The sequence below is a fragment of the Pseudomonas sp. GCEP-101 genome (genome assembly GCF_025133575.1).
GTDB classification, from domain to species: domain Bacteria; phylum Pseudomonadota; class Gammaproteobacteria; order Pseudomonadales; family Pseudomonadaceae; genus Pseudomonas; species Pseudomonas nitroreducens_B.
In genome coordinates this window covers 3,013,915-3,029,167 of the sequence record NZ_CP104011.1, presented here as the reverse complement: position 1 = coordinate 3,029,167, position 15,253 = coordinate 3,013,915, and the positions used below count along the sequence as shown (strand labels likewise).

Genomic DNA, 15,253 nt, shown 5'->3' with positions numbered 1-15,253 from the left:
AGGACAAGCTCAAGCCTTGCCCTGACGCTCCAGCGCGATCTGATAAAGCTGGTTCTTGCGCGCCCCGGTGATCTCGGCGGCCAGCGCAGTAGCGCGTTTGACCGGCAGCTCCGCCAGCAGCAGGTCCAGCACGCGCAGCGTCTGGGCATCCACCGCCTCATCCCCTTCGGGCGCAGGCTTGCCGGCCACCAGCAGAACGCATTCGCCGCGCTGCTGATTGCTGTCGGCGGCGACGAACTCGCGCAACTCCCCCAGCGGCAGCCCCTTGAGCGTTTCGAAGGTCTTGGTCAGCTCGCGCGCCAGCAGCGCCGGCCGTTCGTCGCCAAAGATCGCCGCCATATCCTCGATGCACTCCAGCACGCGATGCGGCGCCTCGTAGAAGATCAGGGTGCGCGGCTCGTCCAGCAGCGCTTCCAGGCGCCCACGACGCCCGGCCGCCTTGGCCGGGAGGAAGCCTTCGAAAACGAAGCGATCCGATGGCAGGCCGGCTGCGGACAGCGCTGCGATCAGCGCGCAGGCGCCCGGCACCGGGACGACCGCGATACCCGCCGCGCGCGCCTGGCGCACCAGGTGGTAACCGGGATCGGAAATCAGCGGCGTCCCCGCATCGGAAATCAACGCGACGTCCTCGCCCGCCTGCAACTTGGTGAGGAAGCGGCCGCCCTGCTCCCGCTCGTTGTGCTCGTGACAGGCCGCCAGCGGCGTCTGGATGCCGAAATGCTGCAACAGCCGCACCGAGTGCCGCGTGTCTTCGGCGGCGATCAGCGCCACGTCAGCCAGCACCTTCAGCGCCCGCGCACTGATGTCGTCCAGGTTGCCAATGGGAGTGGCCACCACATAGAGAGTGCCAAGGGTCACGCGCTAACCTCGCCGTATGTATCTCAAAAAGCCGCATTGTATCCCGATTCCGGCAGCCGCCATCGCGTCCCCTTCCCCGCTTGGGTACAATCGGCAGCTCTTTGAATGCGTCACGAGAAGCCCGATATGATCGCTCGCCTGCGTCCGCTATCCGCTCTGTTCCTGGCCGGCATGCTCGCCGCCTGTGCGTCCTCCCCGTCGTCCAATCTCGGCGAACTGCCGCGCACGCCGGACGCCAGCATCGAACAGCTGCTGCAGCAGGCCTCCACCGCCAAGCCGGACGACGCCGCCGTCCTGCGCCTGTCCGCTGCTGACCTTGCGTATAAGCAGAAGGATATCGGCCGCTCCACGCAGATCCTCGACCAGATCCCGCTGGACAGCCTGAAGCCCGCCCAGCAGGTGTTCGCCAGCACCCTGCGCGCCCAGCTGGAACTGGCCCGCAACAAGACCAAGGCCGCGCTGAAGGCATTCGACCACCCCAGCTTCCAGCGCCTGGGCGAAATGCCCGTGGACCTGCAAGCCCGCGCCGGCATGGTCAAATCCCTCGCCCTGGCCGCCGACGGCCAGGCCCTGAGCGCCGCCCGCGAACGCGTATTCATCGACCCGTTGCTCAACGCCGAGGCGAGCAAGGCCAACCACGAAGAGATCTGGAAGCTGGTTTCCAGCCTGCCGGTCGACCAGATGCAGGCCAACAGCAACGAAGGCGACCTGAACGGTTGGCTGCAACTGGCGCGCATCACCAAGACGTCCTCGACCCTGAAGGAACAGCAGTCGAACATCGACAACTGGGTCGCACAGAACCCGGATCACCCGGCTGCCAAGCAACTGCCGGAAGCCCTGACCAAGCTGAAGTCCCTGGCCGCCCAGCCGCTGAACAAGATCGCCCTGCTGCTGCCGCAGCAAGGCCAGCTCGCCTCCGTCGCCAAGGCCCTGCAGGACGGCTTCATCGCCGCCCACTACCAGGCGCAGCAGAGCGGCCAGCCGCAACCGGCGATCAAGCTCTACGACAGCAGCCAGCTGCGCTCGCTGGACGAGTTCTACCGCCAGGCCCAGGCCGATGGCGTACAGCTGGTCGTCGGCCCGCTGGAGAAGAACCTGGTCAAGCAGATGAGCGCCCAGCCGCAACTGCCGATCACCACCCTGGCCCTGAACTATGCCGATAGCAACCAGGAAGGCCCGGCGCAACTGTTCCAGTTCGGCCTGTCTGCCGAGGATGAAGCCCGCGAAGTCGCCAACCGCGCCTGGAACGATGGCATGCGCCGCGCTGTTGCCCTGGTGCCGCGTGGCGAATGGGGCGATCGCGTTCTCGCCTCCTTCAGCCGCAACTGGCAGGCCGCCGGGGGCACCCTGATCGCCTCCGAACATGTCGACCAGCCGGTGGAGCTGGCCCGCCAGATCGCCGACCTGCTGCAACTGCGCCAGAGCGAAGGCCGCGCCAAGCGCCTGCAGGGCGTGCTCGACAGCAGCGTCGACACCCAGCCGTCGCGCCGCCAGGACATCGACTTCATCTTCCTCGCCGCCACGCCGCAGCAGGCCCGCCAGATCAAGCCGACCCTGGCCTTCCAGTACGCGGGCGACCTGCCGGTGTATGCCACCTCCAACCTGTACAGCGGGACGAACAACCCGGCCCAGGACCAGGACCTGAACGGCATTCGCTTCTGCGAGACCCCGTGGCTGCTGAATCCGAACAACGCCCTGCGCCAGCAGGTCGCCAGCCAGTGGCCAGCCGCCAATGGCAGCCTCGGCCGCCTGTACGCCATGGGCGCCGACGCCTACCAGCTGGCGCCGCGCCTGCCGGAGCTCAAAGCGGTACCGAGCATGCAGCTGGACGGCCTCACCGGCACCCTGAGCGTGAGCGCCGGCCAGCGCGTGGAGCGCCGCCTGCCCTGGGCCGAGTTCAAGAACGGCCAGGTCCAGCCGCTGGAGAACAGCGGTATTTGATCGGCAACAGCCCTACCCAGAAGGCCGGGCGGCAGGCTGAAGCCGCCGCCCTGGCCCATCTGCAGCAGCATGGATTGCGCCTCCTGGCGCAGAACTGGATGTGCCGCCGAGGAGAGCTCGATCTGGTCATGCTGGACGGCGATACAGTAGTATTCGTCGAAGTTCGCTCCCGCCGGCATTCCGCCTGGGGAGGAGCGCTGGAAAGCGTCGACTGGCGCAAGCGTCAGCGCCTGACCATCTCCGCCGAACTCTTCCTGCAACAGAATGCCCGCTGGAGCAGCCATCCCTGCCGGTTCGACATCGTCGCCATCGACGCTCGCACCCCAGGCTGCGCAGGGCATTTGAACTGGATTCCCAACGCTTTTGACACCTGATCAGACGCCCGACGAAAGGTCACACCTGATGGACATGCAATCCCGTATCCGCCAGCTCTTCCATGCCAGCATCGAGACCAAGCAACAGGCCACCGAGGTGCTCATCCCGCATATCGAGCAGGCCAGCATGGTCATGGTCAATGCCCTGCTGAACGAGGGCAAGATTCTCTCCTGCGGCAATGGCGGCTCCGCCGGCGATGCACAGCACTTCTCCTCCGAACTGCTGAACCGTTTCGAGCGCGAGCGCCCGAGCCTGCCGGCCGTCGCCCTGACCACCGACAGCTCGACCATTACCTCGATCGCCAACGACTACAGCTACAACGAAGTCTTCTCCAAGCAGATCCGCGCTCTGGGCCAACCGGGTGACGTGCTGCTGGCGATTTCCACCAGCGGCAACTCCGCGAACGTCATCCAGGCGATCCAGGCCGCACATGATCGCGAAATGGTTGTCGTAGCTCTGACCGGCCGCGACGGCGGCAACATGGCATCGCTGCTGCTGCCCGAGGACGTGGAAATCCGCGTTCCGGCCAAGGTCACCGCACGCATCCAGGAAGTCCACCTGCTGGTGATCCATTGCCTGTGCGACCTCATCGACCGTCAACTGTTCGGGAGTGAAGAATGACCCGTACCCCTCTGATCGCAGCCGCTCTGGCCGTGACCATGGCACTGGGTGGCTGCACCAGTTTCGTCAGCGCCACCCGCGACAAGCCGATCGACGATGACAAGGGCACCCGCACCCTTGGCAGCAAGATCGACGATTCGCTGATCGAAACCAAAGTGGCCGTGAACGTCGCCAAGGCCGATCCGGACCTCGACCGCAATTCCCACATCGTGGTGATCAGCTACAACGGCGTGGTGCTGCTGGCAGGCCAGACGCCGCGCGCCGACCTGAAGAACAAGGCCGAACAGGCCGCCAAGGAAGTGCAGAAGGTCAAGACCGTGCACAACGAGTTGCAGATCCTGCAGCCCTCCTCCCTGGCTGCCCGTAGCAACGACACCTGGCTGACCACCAAGATCAAGAGCCAGATGCTCGCCGATGCGAACGTGCCCTCGACCCGCATCAAGGTCCTGACCGAGAACGGCATCGTCTACATGCTGGGCCTGGTGACCCGCAAGGAAGGCGACCTGGCCACCCAGGTGGTCCAGGGCGTGGACGGCGTGCAGAAGATCGTCCGCCTGTTCGAGTACATCGACTGATCACTCGATCGCAGGCATGAAAAAGGCGACCCTCGGGTCGCCTTTTTTATTACTTCACCACTTTCAAGCTGGGCCGGCCACTGGGGCGCGGCGGCTCGTCGGAGGGGCCGTCATCGGGCAGATCCTCGTCGTCGGTCGGCACCGGCGGCTCCAGGTCGAAGACCATGCCCTGGCCGTTCTCCCGCGCGTAGATGGCCATCACCGCCTGGGACGGGATGTACAGGCTCTGGGCGACGCCGCCGAAGCGACCTTCGAAGCTCACCGCCTCGTTGTCCATCTGCAGATGACGCACCGCGGTCGGCGAGACGTTGAGCACGATCTGGCCGTCACTGGCGTAGCCCGGCGGCACCCGCACGCCCGGGTACTCGGAGTTCACCAGGATATGCGGCGTGCAGCCGTTGTCGACGATCCACTCATAGAGGGCTCGCACGAGGTAGGGACGACTGGAGTTCATCATCAGGCTCCTTAGCGCATATCACGTTCGATAGAGGACAGGCTCGCACGGAAAGTTTCTCGCGAGAACTGTCGCTCCATGTAATCCAGTAGCGGCTTCGCCGGCCTCGGAAGCTCGATACCCAGAATCGGCAGACGCCAGAGGATCGGCAGCAGGCAGCAATCCACCAGGCTCAACTCGTCACTGAGAAAAAACGCCTTGTCGGCGAACAGCGGCGACACACCTGTCAGGCTCTCACGCAACTCCTTGCGCGCCAAGGCTCGTTCGGCGTCCTTGCGGCGGGTATCGAGGATGCGATCCACCAGGCTGCACCAGTCGCGCTGGATGCGGTGCATCAGCAAGCGGCTGTTGGCGCGAGCCACCGGATAGACCGGAAGCAACGGCGGATGTGGATAACGCTCATCGAGGTACTCCATGACCACTGTCGACTCGTAGAGCGCGAGATCGCGATCGACCAGCGTCGGCAGACTGCCATAGGGGTTCACTTCGGCGAGCTTGGCCGGGATGTTGCCGGCGGGGACGTCGATGATATCGGCGACGACGCTCTTCTCCGCCAGCACCAGGCGCACGCGGTGGCTGTAATGGCAGGCAGGGTCGGAGAAGCAGGTGAGCTTGTTGATTGCGGCCATGCCGCGCGCCTCCTCGCAGGATCTTCTTGTGGGAGGTAGAAAAACGCACGCGCGCCCCGTAGGGCGCGCGCTTGTTACTACGACGGATGGTGCTTAGTGCACGTCCTTCCAGTATTCGCGCTTGAGCAGATAGGCGAACACGAAGAAGAAGGCCAGGAACAGCAGGACGTAGGTGCCGATGCGGTGAGAATCCAGCTTGTTCGGGTCAGCCGAATAAGCCAGGAAGGTCACCAGGTTCTTCACCTTCTCGTCGAACTGGGCTTCGGTCAGTTGGCCGGACTTCGGCACGATGGTCAGCTGATCGCAGGCCTCGTGGGTCAGCGGAGTACCGGTCAGGGGATCGTACTGCTTCTTGCCATCCTCGACGACCTGAACCTGCTTGCAACCGATGACCTGGCGGCCCTGCAGGCTGACCAGCACGTTCGGCATGCCGACGTTCGGGAAGACCTTGTTGTTCACGCCCCACGGACGCTTGGGATCTTCGTAGAACGAACGCAGGTAGGTGTACAGCCAGTCGGTACCACGAACGCGAGCGACCAGGGTCAGGTCCGGCGGCGCAGCGCCGAACCATACCTTGGCGTCAGCCGGCTTCATGCCGATGTCCATGTGATCACCGATCTTCGCGCCGGTGAACACCAGGTGGCTCATCATCAGCTCTTCCGGGATACCCAGATCACGGCCGACACGCTCATAACGCTGGAACTTGGCGCTGTGGCAGCCCATGCAGTAGTTGGCGAAGGTACGCGCGCCATCCTGCATGGCAGCCTTGTCGGTCAGGTCGATATCGACGCGATCCAGGGCCGGGCCATGGCCTTCGGCGGCGAAGCCGAAGACAGGCAGCAGAGCCAGAACAAATGCAGCGAATTGCTTTTTCATCAGCCAGTCACCCTTTCCGGAACCGGTTTGGTTTTCTCCATCCGGGTGTAGAACGGCATCAGGATGAAGAAGGCGAAATACAGAATGGTGCACAGGCGCGACAGCGTGGTGCCCAGCGGCGACGGCGCTTGCGAGCCGTAGTAGCCGAGAACGACGAAGGACACCGCGAAGATCACCAGCCAGATCTTGCTCAGCCAGCCCTTGTAGCGGATCGAGCGAACCGGGCTACGGTCCAGCCACGGCAGCACGAACAGCACGGCGATGGCGGCGCCCATGGCGATGACGCCCATCAGCTTGTCCGGAACGGCGCGCAGGATGGCGTAGAACGGAGTGAAGTACCAAACCGGCGCAATGTGATCCGGGGTCTTGAACTGGTTCGCCATCTCGAAGTTGGGCTTCTCGAGGAAGAAACCGCCCATTTCCGGGAAGAAGAAGATCACGGTGCAGAAGACGAACAGGAAGACCACCACGCCGACGATGTCTTTCACGGTGTAGTACGGGTGGAACGGAATGCCGTCCAGCGGGATGCCGTTCTCGTCCTTCTTCTTCTTGATATCGACGCCGTCGGGGTTGTTCGAGCCGACTTCGTGCAGCGCCAGGATGTGCAGCACGACCAGGCCGAGCAGGACGATCGGCAGGGCAATCACGTGCAGGGCGAAGAAGCGGTTCAGGGTGATGCCGGAGATCAGGAAGTCACCACGGATCCACTGGGACAGGTCTTCGCCGATTACCGGAATGGCGCCGAACAGCGAGATGATCACCTGGGCACCCCAGTAGGACATCTGGCCCCAGGGCAGCAGGTAGCCCATGAAGGCCTCGGCCATCAGGGCGAGGTAGATCAGCATGCCGAAGATCCACACCAGTTCGCGCGGCTTCTGGTAGGAGCCGTAGAGCAGACCGCGGAACATGTGCAGGTAGACGACCACGAAGAACGCCGATGCACCGGTGGAGTGCATGTAGCGGATAATCCAGCCGTAATCCACATCGCGCATGATGTACTCGACGGACGCGAACGCTTCTTCGGCCGACGGGGTGAAGCTCATGGTCAGCCAGATACCGGTGAGGATCTGGTTAACCAGGACCAGCAGTGCGAGGGAGCCGAAGAAGTACCAGAAGTTGAAGTTCTTCGGGGCGTAGTACTTGCTCAGATGGTCTTCCCACATCTTGGTCGCGGGGAAGCGGGCATCGACCCAAGCCATGAACTTGTTCATCAGGCTTTCTCCTGGTCCACACCGATGGTCAACTCGTCACCATCAAGCGAATAGGGCGGAATCGGCAGGTTCAGGGGCGCGGGCTGTCCCTTGTAAACGCGGCCGGCGAGGTCGTAATGGGAGCCGTGGCAGGGGCAGAAGTAGCCACCCTTCCAGTCCGGACCGAGGTCCGCGGGAGCGACTTCCGGGCGGAAGGTCGGCGAGCAGCCCAGGTGAGTGCAGATACCGACGATCACGGCCAGCTCAGGCTTGATCGAACGCAGCTTGGGATCGACGTACGCCGGCTGCTCCGAGGCTTTCGACTCGGGGTCGGACAACTGGCCTTCGAGGGTCGGCAGCGCGTCGAGCATTTCCTTGGTGCGATGCACCAGGAAAACGGGCTTGCCCCGCCACTCGGCCACGACCTGCTGGCCCGGCTCGATCTTCCCTACGTTGACCTTCACCGGCGCGCCAGCGGCCTTCGCCTTGGCACTGGGGAACCATGACCCCACGAACGGGACCGCAGCTCCGACCGCTCCTGCCGCACCGACCACCGAGGTGGCCGCGACAAGGAAGCGACGCCGGCCTGCATTCACGCCGTCATTACTCATTCAGTCGTCTCCCATCAGCTTCAAGCCTGTTCAAATCAGGCTTTTAAGTAAAAATTCGAGCCGCGCAAAAAATTCGCCAAATGGTAAAGAAAAGCCCTTGTGATGACAAGGTAATAGCCTGTCACACAACCCTTGGAACCCTTGCGCCGCGCGGCTTGCGCGGATGCGACACCTTGCCGCACGAACTTATTGAAGACATAAAAAAACGCCCAGTCCAAAGGAACTGGGCGTTTTTTTTTTCGAAGCGTCGTATTAACGCTTGGAGTACTGCGGACGCTTACGCGCTTTGCGCAGACCGACTTTCTTACGTTCAACTTCACGAGCGTCGCGAGTGACGTAGCCGGCTTTACGCAGCGGGCTGCGCAGGGTCTCGTCGTACTCGATCAGAGCGCGGGTGATACCGTGACGGATCGCACCGGCCTGGCCGCTTACACCACCGCCAACGACGGTAACGTAGATATCGAACTTCTCGGTGTTCTCGGTCAGCTCGAGCGGCTGACGGACAACCATGCGAGCGGTCTCACGACCGAAGAACTGCTCGATAGTGCGGTTGTTGATGGAGATCTTGCCAGTGCCCGGACGCAGGAAGACGCGAGCGGTAGCGGTCTTACGACGGCCAGTGCCGTAATTTTGAGTCGCCGACATAATGAGCTATCCCGTTAAATCTTCAGTTCTTGAGGCTGCTGAGCGGTGTGCGGGTGGTTGGCACCCTTGTACACTTTCAGCTTGCGGTACATGTCGCGGCCCAGCGGGTTCTTCGGCAGCATGCCTTTGACGGCAGTCTCGATAACACGCTCAGGAGCCTTGGCGATCAGCTTCTCGAAGTTGATCGACTTGATACCGCCCGGGAAGCCCGAGTGATGGTAGTACATCTTGTCGGTAGCTTTGGCGCCAGTGACACGAACCTGCTCGGCGTTGATGACGACGATGTAGTCGCCAGTGTCAACGTGCGGGGTGTATTCCGGCTTGTGCTTGCCGCGCAGGCGGGTAGCAATCTCGGTAGCCAGACGACCCAGGGTCAGGCCAGCAGCGTCGACGACGAACCAGTCGCGCTTAACAGTTTCTGGTTTCGCGGTATAAGTTTTCATTCGTTATAGCCTCAGGGGCCGCCTGAAAATAAGACGGCGAATCTTACTGGACAGTGGTTGCCTTGACAAGTCAAGGACAGCCGAAGACAGACACGAATTGGGGCTCGGGTCGGTGTGCGTCCGTAACGACTAGATGTATCGATCGGCAGGCTTGGCATCCCCCACCGATGAAAGGCTGCGGAATTATGCAGATTCCGGCAGAATTTTCAACCGTATGACGCACTTGTTTTCATGAGGAGATCTGCATGGAGTACCGCCCGCTCGGCCGCACCGAACTGAAAGTCAGCGCCCTCTGCCTGGGGACCATGACCTGGGGCGAGCAGAACACGCAAGACGAGGCTTTCGCGCAGATCGAGCGGGCCAAGGCCGCCGGTCTGAATTTCATCGATACGGCGGAGATGTACCCGGTGCCGCCGCGCGCGCAGACCTACACCCGCACCGAACAGATCATCGGCAACTGGTTCGCCCATCGCGGCGATCGCGCCGACTGGGTGCTGGCCAGCAAGATCGCCGGCCCCGGCAACGCCATCAGCCACATCCGTGACGGCCAGCCGAAGCTCGACCGCAAGAATATCGTCGCGGCGCTCGATGGCAGCCTCAAGCGCCTGCAGACCGACTGGATCGATCTCTACCAGTTGCACTGGCCCGAGCGCAGCACCAACTTCTTCGGCCAATTGGGCTATCAGCACAAGGAAGAGAGCTTCACGGCGCTGGAAGACACGTTGGAAGCGCTCGACGAGCAGGTGCGCGCCGGCAAGATCCGCCACGTCGGCCTGTCCAACGAAACGCCCTGGGGCACCATGCGCTTCCTGCAGATTGCCCAGGAGCGTGGCTGGCCGCGCGCCGTGTCGATCCAGAACCCCTACAACCTGCTCAACCGCAGCTTCGAGGTGGGCCTCGCGGAAATCGCCATCCGCGAACAGATCGGCCTGCTGGCGTATTCGCCCATGGCCTTTGGCATGCTCTCGGGCAAGTACTTCGGCGGCGCGCGCCCGGCCAATGCGCGGATCAGCCTTTTCAGCCGCTTCACCCGCTACACCAACCCGCAGAGCGAAAGCGCCTGCGACCGCTATGTGACGCTCGCCCGGGAGCATGGCCTGGACCCGGCGCAAATGGCCCTGGCCTTCGTCACCAGCCGGCCGTTCGTGACCAGCAACATCATCGGCGCCACCAGCCTTGAGCAACTGGACGCCAACCTCGACAGCTTCGACCTGAAGCTCTCCGACGAGGTGCTGGCCGGCATCGAGGCGATTCACAAGGACCAGCCCAACCCGGCGCCTTGAGCCTTTCGCAGGAGCGAGCCTGCTCGCGAACCGCCTGACACCCCAGTGCCAGCGAAGTGTTCGCGAGCAAGCTCGCTCCTACGGAAGTCTGCCGGTCACAGCGCGCGGGCGATGATCTCCTTCATGATCTCGTTGGTGCCGGCATAGATGCGCTGCACGCGGGCATCGGCCCAGGCGCGGGCGATGGGGTATTCCCACATGAAGCCGTAGCCGCCGTGCAACTGCACGCACTCATCGAGCACCTTGCACTGCAAGTCGGTGGTCCAGTACTTGGCCATGGCCGCGGTGGGCACATCCAGCTTGCCTTCCAGGTGCTGCTCCAGGCAGCGGTCGACGAAGACGCGGCCGACCTGGATCTCGGTGGCCATTTCCGCGAGCTTGAAGCGGGTGTTCTGGAAATCAGCAACGGATTTTCCGAAAGCCTTGCGGTCGCGCGTGTAGTCCAGTGTCCATTTCAGCGCCGCCTCGGCCGACGCCAGCGCGCCAAGCGCCACGGTCAGGCGCTCCTGGGGCAGTTCCTGCATCAGATAAATGAAGCCCTGCCCGTCCTTGCCCAGCAGGTTTTCCTTCGGAATACGCACGTCCTGGAAGAACAGCTCGGAGGTGTCCTGGGCCTTCATGCCGACTTTTTCCAGGCGCTTGCCCTTGGTGAAGCCCGGCGTGCCCGCCTCCACCAGGAACAGGCTGGTGCCCTTGGCGCCCGCCTTGGGGTCGGTCTTGGCGACCACGATGACCAGGTCGGCCAGCCAGCCGTTGGTGATGAAGGTCTTCGAACCGTTGATCACGTATTCGTCGCCATCCAGCACGGCGGTGGTCTTCACGCCCTGCAAGTCGGAGCCGGCGCCCGGCTCGGTCATGGCGATGGCCGAGACCATCTCGCCGGATACCAGCTTGGGCAGATAGCGCTGTTTCAGCTCCTCGCTGCCGTAGTGGAGGATGTACGGGGCGACGATGTCCGAATGCAGCGAGAAGCCGATACCGGTCAGACCCAGGCGACCGATCTCCTCGATCACCACCGCGCTGTAGAGGAAGTCCGCCGCCATGCCGCCGTAGGCCTCGGGCAGGTGCGAGCAGAGCATCCCGGCCTCGCCGGCCTTGTTCCACAGCGTGCGGTCGATGTGACCGTCCTTCTCCCACTGGGCATGGAAGGGCACCGCCTCCTGTTCGAGGAACTTGCGGACGCTGTCGCGGAACAGCTCGTGGTCGGAACTGAACAGGGTTCTGGGAATCATGCGGTGCACCTGCGGATCGGTTGTTGGCGTTATTGGAAGGCCGACTGTAGGCCAGCGTGAACCGCTCTGCACTGGACACTTTCGCCAAAAAATAAGACGATCCAGCCGCATCATGACCGCTTTAGCGTCATGCCAAGACATCCATAAGAAGTACAAGAACCGATGCCCAATCCCGCTTCCCGCATGCTGCGCCGCGTCAGCATCCTCGCCACCCATGGTGTCTTCGGCTCGACGCTGATGCAGGCCAAGGACTTCTTCCACATGGCCGCCCTGCGCCATGGCCGGCAACAGGGGCTCGGTCTGCAACCCAGCTTCGAAACCCGCATCGTCAGCCCCGACGGCCAGCCAGTGATGAGCTTCAGCGGCGACCTCCTGCCGGTGCACGGCGCCCTGGACGAACCGGAGCTGATCATCCTTCCGGCCTTCTGGGGCGACTTCGACGAACTGCTGACCCTCTACCCGCAGGTGCTGCCCTGGTTGCGCGAGCGCCATGCGGCGGGCTGCGTCCTGTGCGGCGAGGTGTCCGGCGTGTTCTGGCTCGCCGAAGCCGGCCTGCTCGACGGCAAGGAAGCGACCACCTACTGGCGATTCTTCCGCGAGTTCGCCGAGCGCTATCCCACGGTGCTGCTCAACCAGGACAAGCACATCGCCGACGCCGACAACATCTACAGCGCCAGCGGCCTGACCTCGGTGCGCGACCTGTACATCTACCTGATCGAGCACTTCTGCGGCGCCGCCGTGGCCCAGGGCGTCGCCCGCGACATCCTCTACGAAGTGCAGCGGACCTACACGCCGGGCCGCCTGGGCTTCGGTGGGCAGAAGCTGCACCACGACCCGGCGATCCTGCAGATCCAGCACTGGCTGGAGGAGCACTTCTTCGACAAGTTCCGCTTCGAAGACGTGGCCCGGGAGCACGGCATGAGCATTCGCAACTTCATGCGGCGCTTCCAGGCGGCCACCGGTGACAAGCCGCTGCATTACCTGCAGCGCTTGCGCATCGAGACGGCGCGCAACCTGTTGTCCACCACCCGCAAGAGCATCAAGACCATCAGCTACGAAGTCGGTTACGACGACGCCAGCTTCTTCGCCCGCCTGTTCAGGCAGCACACCGGGCTGTCGCCCAACCACTACCGACGCCAGTACGAACAGAAGGACGCCTGAAACAGGCCATCCCTAGGATGGGTTCACGGACTCAGGCGCCGCCCTATGATCGGGGCAGCACCTGACAACAAGAACCCATCGGGATATCGCCATGCGCCACTTTCTGCTTGCCCTGCTGGCCGTCTTCAGCCTGAACGCTGTGGCGGACGACACCTGGAAACCCTTCCCCTACGACCAGAGCGCCTTCGACTACAGTGGCGACAAGCTGCGCGAAGCCTGGCCACGACTGACCCGCGGCTTCGGCGCCCACTATCCCTTCCCGGATGCGGACTGGGTGGTGAGCATGGCCACGAAGCATCCCGACGCCCTGGAGAAGACCGTGGCCGCCGGCACCGGCTTCAGCGGAAAGCCGGAAGAAGCGCAGGTCTACGCCGAGAAGCTGCAGGACGTCTGGCGCAAGGTGTTCCGCGGCGACTTCGCCCAGGCCAGAAAGGATGGCCTGGCGCTCGGCGTCGGCGGCCAGGTGCCCGGCCTGTTCGCCCAGGTGCTGTACGCCATGTTCCTCGCGCCGACTCAGGACGAGAAGCAGCGCCTGCTGGAGGAAGTCATCAGCTACACCGACGAGGCCGGTCCGTTGCTCAATGCCGACCCCATCGCCCAGTTCGGTCGCGCCTACGCCAAGGCCCGCCTCGCCGAAGACCTGCCGGTGCCGGTGGTGCTCAAGCGCGGCTACACCAGCGATATTCCCAAGGAACTGGACGCCCTGCTGGCCCAGCAGCCGAACCAGCCGTTCGCCCTGGCGCTTTATGGCGGCTACGAGGCCGGCGTGATCCGCAAGGTCGGCAAGTTGGTGGGCAAGATGACCTACGGGGTCAGCGCGGACAAGATGGAGCAATATTTCGCCCGCTCCTTCCACGCCGCGGACGACCTGCCCATCGGCCACTACGAGTACGCCAACGCGCTGGGCTATGTGTATGGCGAGGACGAAGAGCAGAAGGCGCTGGAACAGCTGAAGAAGGCCGTGGCGATCAAGCCGATCAACGCCATGGAGGCGCTGGAAGTGGCCCATGCCCAGCAACTGCTGAAGAAGGCGCAGCAGGAGATGGCCCAGCGCTGATCGTAACGACCGCACCGAATGCCTTTCTTGTAGGAGCGAGCTTGCTCGCGAACATTTCCCGGCAGCTCCAGTGCCGGGCGGTTCGCGAGCAAGCTCGCTCCTACGAAGAGCCAAAACGAAAAAGGCTGCCCTTGGGCAGCCTTTTCATTCACCTGGCAATCAGGGACGGTGCGGACGGCTCAGGTATTCGTGGGACTGCATTTCCAGCAGGCGGCTCAGGGTGCGCTGGAATTCGAACTCCAGGCGGCCACCGGTGTACAGGTCCTTGAGCTCCACCTCGGCGGAGAGGATCAGCTTGACGTTGCGGTCGTAGAACTCGTCCACCAGGTTGATGAAGCGGCGGGCCATGTCGTCCTTGGCCACGTTCATCTGCTCGACGTTGGAAATCAGGATGGCGTGGAAGATCTTCGCCAGCTCGATGTAGTCGTTCTGGCTGCGCGGGCCGTCGCATAGCTCGCGGAATTCGAACCAGGCCACGTCATCGCAGGTGATTCGCGCGCGGATCTCGCGATTCTCGATCATCAGCGCGTCGTCGCGGGTGGCCGCGGCGCATTCCGGGGTCAGCGCCTTGAAGTCGCGGGTCATGGCCTGCTCGGCTTGCTCCGACAACGGCCAGTGGTACAGCTCGGCCTGTTCCAGGGCTCGCAGGCGGTAGTCCACGCCGCTGTCGACGTTGACCACCTCGGTGTACTGCTTGACCAGGGCAATGGCCGGCAGGAAGCGGGCACGCTGCAGGCCGTCCTTGTACAGGCCGTCCGGCACGATGTTGGAAGTCGCCACCAGGCTGACGCCGTTCTTGAACAGCTCTTCCAGCAGGGTCGCGAGGATCATCGCATCGGTGATGTCGGAGACGAAGAATTCGTCGAAGCAGATCACCCGGGCCTCGTCGGCGAAACGCTTGCCGATGATGGTCAGCGGGTTCTTCTCGCCCTTGAGGGTCTTCATTTCCTCGTGGACGCGCTTCATGAAGCGGTGGAAGTGCGTGCGCATCTTCTGCTTGAACGGCAGCGCTTCGAAGAAGGTATCCACCAGGTAGGTCTTGCCGCGACCGACGCCGCCCCAGAAATACAGGCCCTTCACCGGCTCCTGGGACTTCTTGCCCAGCAGCTTGCCGAACAGGCCGGACTTGCCCTTGTCGGCTGCGACCAGGTCGTCGTAGAGGCGTTGCAGGTGCTTCACGGCGTTCGCTTGGGCGGCGTCGTGGAAGAAATCGGGGCGTTTGAGGTCTTCCTGGTAGCGCTGAAGAGGCGTCATGATCGGTAGCAAGGCAACGAAAACGGGGGCGCACACTTTAGCCGCGCC

Annotated in this window: 17 protein-coding genes; 7 read left to right on the top strand and 10 right to left on the bottom strand. The window is 63.2% G+C overall.

Features of this window, described 5'->3' with window-relative positions; translation table 11 throughout:
- Positions 1-9: 9 nt before the first annotated feature.
- Positions 10-858, bottom strand: coding sequence for a 16S rRNA (cytidine(1402)-2'-O)-methyltransferase (rsmI, locus tag N0B71_RS13880; protein WP_259759396.1), 849 nt, complete (start codon positions 856-858; stop codon positions 10-12).
- A 126-nt stretch (positions 859-984) separates the two neighbouring features.
- Here rsmI and N0B71_RS13875 point away from each other — a divergent pair, with 126 nt between their 5' ends.
- The 4 genes from N0B71_RS13875 to N0B71_RS13860 are packed head-to-tail and all read left to right on the top strand — an operon-like array spanning position 985 to position 4,370.
- The gene (locus N0B71_RS13875) at positions 985-2,799 is read left to right on the top strand and encodes a penicillin-binding protein activator (protein WP_259759395.1); all 1,815 of its coding nucleotides are present in this window, start codon (positions 985-987) and stop codon (positions 2,797-2,799) included.
- Entirely contained in the window at positions 2,796-3,173 is a 378-nt protein-coding gene (locus N0B71_RS13870; RefSeq protein ID WP_259759394.1) for a YraN family protein, read from the top strand. The genes N0B71_RS13875 and N0B71_RS13870 overlap by 4 nt, the downstream gene beginning before the upstream one ends.
- A gap of 28 nt (positions 3,174-3,201) precedes the next feature.
- Positions 3,202-3,795: a phosphoheptose isomerase gene (locus N0B71_RS13865; protein ID WP_017518113.1), complete on the top strand. Its 594-nt coding sequence runs from the start codon at positions 3,202-3,204 to the stop codon at positions 3,793-3,795.
- The gene (locus N0B71_RS13860; protein ID WP_259759393.1) at positions 3,792-4,370 is read left to right on the top strand and encodes a BON domain-containing protein; all 579 of its coding nucleotides are present in this window, start codon (positions 3,792-3,794) and stop codon (positions 4,368-4,370) included. The genes N0B71_RS13865 and N0B71_RS13860 overlap by 4 nt, the downstream gene beginning before the upstream one ends.
- Positions 4,371-4,419: 49 nt before the next feature.
- Here the strand turns inward: N0B71_RS13860 and N0B71_RS13855 are convergent, their stop codons facing one another.
- The 7 genes from N0B71_RS13855 to rplM form a co-directional block, all read right to left on the bottom strand.
- Positions 4,420-4,824: a ClpXP protease specificity-enhancing factor gene (locus N0B71_RS13855; RefSeq protein WP_207883732.1), complete on the bottom strand. Its 405-nt coding sequence runs from the start codon at positions 4,822-4,824 to the stop codon at positions 4,420-4,422.
- A gap of 11 nt (positions 4,825-4,835) precedes the next feature.
- Positions 4,836-5,453 (bottom strand): glutathione S-transferase N-terminal domain-containing protein, encoded by a 618-nt coding sequence (locus N0B71_RS13850; RefSeq protein WP_259759392.1) that lies wholly within the window; start codon positions 5,451-5,453, stop codon positions 4,836-4,838.
- A gap of 93 nt (positions 5,454-5,546) precedes the next feature.
- Positions 5,547-6,329 (bottom strand): cytochrome c1, encoded by a 783-nt coding sequence (locus N0B71_RS13845; RefSeq protein WP_259759391.1) that lies wholly within the window; start codon positions 6,327-6,329, stop codon positions 5,547-5,549.
- On the bottom strand, positions 6,329-7,540 hold the full coding sequence (locus N0B71_RS13840) for a cytochrome b (protein ID WP_138521295.1): 1,212 nt from the start codon (positions 7,538-7,540) through the stop codon (positions 6,329-6,331). Before N0B71_RS13840 ends, N0B71_RS13845 begins: the two co-directional genes overlap by 1 nt.
- Complete coding sequence (petA, locus tag N0B71_RS13835) at positions 7,540-8,130, bottom strand: ubiquinol-cytochrome c reductase iron-sulfur subunit (protein WP_259759390.1); 591 nt, start codon at positions 8,128-8,130, stop codon at positions 7,540-7,542. The genes N0B71_RS13840 and petA overlap by 1 nt, the downstream gene beginning before the upstream one ends.
- A gap of 252 nt (positions 8,131-8,382) precedes the next feature.
- Positions 8,383-8,775, bottom strand: a complete 393-nt coding sequence (gene rpsI, locus N0B71_RS13830) for a 30S ribosomal protein S9 (protein WP_259759389.1) — start codon at positions 8,773-8,775, stop codon at positions 8,383-8,385.
- Positions 8,776-8,789: 14 nt separating this feature from the next.
- A complete protein-coding gene (gene rplM, locus N0B71_RS13825; RefSeq protein WP_015475857.1) occupies positions 8,790-9,218 on the bottom strand; it encodes a 50S ribosomal protein L13 in 429 nt (142 codons plus the stop codon).
- Positions 9,219-9,463: 245 nt separating this feature from the next.
- Here rplM and N0B71_RS13820 point away from each other — a divergent pair, with 245 nt between their 5' ends.
- Entirely contained in the window at positions 9,464-10,501 is a 1,038-nt protein-coding gene (locus N0B71_RS13820) for an NADP(H)-dependent aldo-keto reductase (protein ID WP_259759388.1), read from the top strand.
- 95 nt (positions 10,502-10,596) lie between these two features.
- Here N0B71_RS13820 and N0B71_RS13815 read toward each other — a convergent pair whose 3' ends face one another.
- On the bottom strand, positions 10,597-11,742 hold the full coding sequence (locus tag N0B71_RS13815) for an acyl-CoA dehydrogenase family protein (RefSeq protein WP_259759387.1): 1,146 nt from the start codon (positions 11,740-11,742) through the stop codon (positions 10,597-10,599).
- A gap of 252 nt (positions 11,743-11,994) precedes the next feature.
- On the opposite strand from N0B71_RS13815, the gene N0B71_RS13810 reads away from it, so the two are divergent.
- A complete protein-coding gene (locus N0B71_RS13810) occupies positions 11,995-12,894 on the top strand; it encodes a GlxA family transcriptional regulator (RefSeq protein WP_259759563.1) in 900 nt (299 codons plus the stop codon).
- A 91-nt stretch (positions 12,895-12,985) separates the two neighbouring features.
- Positions 12,986-13,951, top strand: coding sequence for a hypothetical protein (locus N0B71_RS13805; RefSeq protein ID WP_259759386.1), 966 nt, complete (start codon positions 12,986-12,988; stop codon positions 13,949-13,951).
- Positions 13,952-14,110: 159 nt separating this feature from the next.
- On the opposite strand, the gene zapE is transcribed toward N0B71_RS13805, so the two are convergent.
- Positions 14,111-15,205 (bottom strand): cell division protein ZapE, encoded by a 1,095-nt coding sequence (gene zapE, locus N0B71_RS13800; RefSeq protein ID WP_259759385.1) that lies wholly within the window; start codon positions 15,203-15,205, stop codon positions 14,111-14,113.
- Positions 15,206-15,253 lie beyond the last annotated feature (48 nt).